Raw genomic sequence first — 3,237 nt, forward strand, 5'->3', positions numbered from 1 at the left:
CCAACAGGTCACCCTCGCCGGTTGGGTCGCACGTCGACGCGATCACGGCGGTGTGGCGTTCATCGACCTCCGCGAGGCCTCGGGCGTCGTACAGGTCGTCGTACGCGAAGAGGTAGCGCACCAACTGCGCGCCGAGTTCGTGCTCAAGGTTGTCGGCACGGTGCAGCAGCGCCCCGCCGGCAACGAGAACACCAACATCCCCACCGGCGAGATCGAGGTCATCGCCGATGACGTCGAGATCCTCAGCACCTCGGCACCCCTGCCGTTCCCCATCGATGAGCACGTTGAGGTCGGCGAAGAAGTTCGCCTCAAGTACCGCTACCTCGACCTGCGTCGCGAAGCGCCAGCCAAGGCGCTGCGCCTGCGCAGCAAGATCAACGCCGCGGCTCGTACGGTGCTGGGGGAACAGGACTTCGTCGAGATCGAGACACCGACCCTGACGCGCTCCACGCCCGAAGGTGCCCGCGACTTCCTCGTGCCAGCGCGTCTGGCGCCGAGCAGCTGGTACGCCCTTCCGCAGAGCCCGCAGCTGTTCAAGCAGCTGCTGATGGTCGCTGGCATGGAGCGCTACTACCAAATCGCGCGCTGCTACCGCGACGAAGATTTCCGCGCCGACCGTCAGCCCGAGTTCACCCAGCTCGACATCGAGATGAGCTTCGTCGAGCAGGCAGACGTGCTCGCGCTGATGGAGAAGATCCTCGTCGAGATGTGGAAGCTGATCGGCTACGACATCCCGACGCCGATCCCGCACATGACATATGCCGAGGCGATGCGTCGCTTCGGATCCGACAAGCCTGACCTGCGCATGGGTCAGGAGCTGGTCGAGTGCACCGACTTCTTCAAGGACACCCCGTTCCGGGTGTTCCAGGCCGAGTACGTCGGCGCTGTTGTGATGCCCGGTGGCGCTTCGCTGCCCCGCAAGCAGCTCGACGCCTGGCAGGACTGGGCCAAGCAGCGCGGCGCCAAGGGTCTCGCGTATGTGCTGGTGCAGGAGGACGGCGAGCTCGGCGGACCTGTCGCCAAGAACCTTTCCGAAGCAGAGCGTGCTGGCATCGTCGAGCACGTAGGTGCCCAGGCTGGCGACTGCGTCTTCTTCGCCGCTGGTGCGACCAAGTCGACACGCGCACTCCTCGGTGCCGCTCGTCTCGAGATTGGCCGGCGCGGTGGCCTCATCGACGAATCGGCCTGGGAGTTCCTCTGGGTCGTCGACGCGCCGCTGTTCGAGCCGGCAAGCGACGCTGTCGCCTCGGGTGACGTTGCCGTCGGCGCAGGCGCCTGGACGGCCGTGCACCACGCGTTCACGTCCCCGCAGGACATCGAGACCTTCGACACCGATCCGGGCAACGCACTGGCGTGGGCGTACGACATCGTCTGCAACGGCGTCGAGCTCGGTGGTGGGTCAATCCGTATCCACCGCGAAGACATCCAGAAGCGCGTCTTCAAGATCATGGGCATCGAAGAGGAAGAGGCGCAGGAGAAGTTCGGCTTCCTGCTCGACGCGTTCACCTTCGGTGCACCGCCGCACGGTGGCATCGCCGTCGGCATGGACCGCATCAGCGCGATGCTCGCAGGCACGGACTCGATCCGCGAGGTCATCGCATTCCCGAAGTCTGGCGGCGGCTATGACCCGCTGACCGGTGCGCCAGCAGCGATCACCCCGGATCAGCGCAAGGAGACCGGCGTGGATTTCAAACCGGAGCCCAAGAAGGTCGGCACCGAGTCGTAGGGTCGTCGCATGAGCGAGCGCAGCGAGCGAATCAAAGACAGAGGGTTCATGCCGCTGCCTCGCTACCGTGCCTTTTTCATTGAGGCAGCGGCATGACTGATGGGCTGTTCGACATTCCGGATGCGCCTGTCCCGTTGCCCTCGGGCAGCTTGAGCGGCAACAGCTCGTCGTCGGCGCCACTGGCCGTACGCATGCGCCCGACGTCGCTCGACGAGCTCGTCGGCCAGCAGCACCTGCTCGCACCGGGTTCACCGCTGCGGCAGATGATCGATGACAACAAGCCGTTGACGATTCTGTTGTGGGGTCCTCCCGGCACCGGCAAGACGACCATCGCGTCGCTGTTGAGCGCACATACCGAGCGCCGCTTCGTCGAGGTGTCAGCCGTTTCGGCAGGCGTCAAGGAAGTACGCGAGGTCATCGCGGGTGCCCGACGCGCGTTGGCCAACAGTGGCGTCGAGACAGTCCTGTTCGTCGATGAGGTCCACCGCTTCAGCAAGTCTCAACAGGACGCCCTGCTGCCGGGCGTCGAGAACCGCTGGGTCTCGCTGGTCGCGGCCACGACCGAGAACCCGCATTTCAGCGTCATCTCGCCGCTGCTGTCCCGCTCACTGCTGCTGACGCTCGAGAGCCTGACCGACGACGACATCGCCGTGCTGATTGACCGTGCGCTCTCCGACGAGCGCGGGCTCAACGGCTCTGTGACGCTCGACGACGACGCCAAGGACCATCTCGTTCGTCTCGCCGGTGGCGACGGACGTCGGGCGCTGACTTACCTTGAAGCAGCGGCAGGTGCTGCGACGACGCAGGGCAAGAAGGCGATCAGTGTCGACGATGCGGCACTCGCCGTCGACAAGGCCGCCGTCCGCTACGACCGGCAGGGCGATCAGCACTACGACGTCATCAGTGCGTTCATCAAGTCGATCCGCGGATCCGACGTCGATGCTGCACTGCACTACCTCGCTCGGATGATCGAGGCGGGGGAGGACTCACGATTCATCGCCCGCCGACTGATGATCCTGGCGAGCGAGGACATCGGGATGGCCGATCCGTCGGCACTCCAGACCGCGGTCGCTGCCGCCGAGGCCGTCGCGATGATCGGATTCCCGGAGGCTCGCCTCGTACTCGCGCAGGCCGTCATCGCCCTTGCGACAGCACCGAAGTCCAATGCCGTGATCACAGCAATCGACGCCGCGCTCGCCGATGTACGGGCTGGCAAGGTCGGCACCGTGCCTCCTGCTCTGCGCGATGCGCACTACTCCGGCGCCAAGAAGCTCGGCCATGGTCACGACTACCTCTACGCCCACAGCGACCCCCGTGGAGTTGTCGGTCAGCAGTACGCACCCGATGACGTTGATGGAGCGATCTACTACGAGCCCGGCTCGCACGGAGCCGAGGCGGCGATTGCTGAACGCCTGGCTCGAATCCGCGCCATTCTGCGCGAACGGTGACGCGATAGGCTCGTCTGCATGTCGGCGGAGCTCGTGATCCTCGTGTCGACCGCGGTGTTGGCC

General features: G+C 65.5%; 2 protein-coding genes. Both read left to right on the forward strand.

The window, feature by feature from the left end:
* The coding region (aspS, locus tag V6M39_RS13510; protein WP_332644335.1) for an aspartate--tRNA ligase at nt 1-1,726 on the forward strand (1,726 nt) is incomplete at its 5' end.
* Between the two features lie 92 nt (nt 1,727-1,818).
* Nucleotides 1,819-3,174: a replication-associated recombination protein A gene (locus V6M39_RS13515; protein WP_332644336.1), complete on the forward strand. Its 1,356-nt coding sequence runs from the start codon at nt 1,819-1,821 to the stop codon at nt 3,172-3,174.
* Nucleotides 3,175-3,237: the final 63 nt, after the last annotated feature.

It is taken from the genome of Aeromicrobium sp. (genome assembly GCF_036675695.1).
In the GTDB taxonomy this organism is placed as follows: domain Bacteria; phylum Actinomycetota; class Actinomycetes; order Propionibacteriales; family Nocardioidaceae; genus Aeromicrobium.

Bases quoted from the DNA above. Each gene is read 5' to 3' on its own strand.
- V6M39_RS13515 (WP_332644336.1), top strand. From the start codon at position 1,819: ATGACTGATGGGCTGTTCGACATTCCGGATGCGCCTGTCCCGTTGCCC.